Source organism: Acinetobacter sp. Tr-809 (assembly GCF_011753255.1).
In the GTDB taxonomy this organism is placed as follows: domain Bacteria; phylum Pseudomonadota; class Gammaproteobacteria; order Pseudomonadales; family Moraxellaceae; genus Acinetobacter.
Genome location: NZ_VWVZ01000028.1, coordinates 1 through 255, shown reverse-complemented (window position 1 = coordinate 255; position 255 = coordinate 1). Strand labels below are relative to the sequence as shown.

General features: G+C 44.3%; 1 protein-coding gene. It reads left to right on the top strand.

Annotation, left to right across the window (positions count from 1 at the left end; genetic code table 11):
• Positions 1-255, top strand: a 255-nt coding sequence (locus tag F3J02_RS18410) for a hypothetical protein (RefSeq protein ID WP_167251629.1), incomplete at both ends; no start/stop codon positions are given.

The window sequence follows — 255 nt, the reverse complement described above, 5'->3', positions numbered from 1 at the left end:
TATCGACAGCGAAAGATGTGAACTTCGACAAGGTAACTGTAGGTACAGTTGTTGTAGATAAAACGACAGGTATCAATGCAGGTAATAAAAAGATCACCAATGTGACTGCTGGAGATATCAGCTCAGCGGCATCGACAGATGCGGTGAATGGTGGGCAATTATTTACGACCAACCAAAATGTGACGACTGCTCAAAATGCGGCAGATGCAGCACAAGCGACAGCGGACAAAGGCATTAAGTTTGGAAATGGTACAA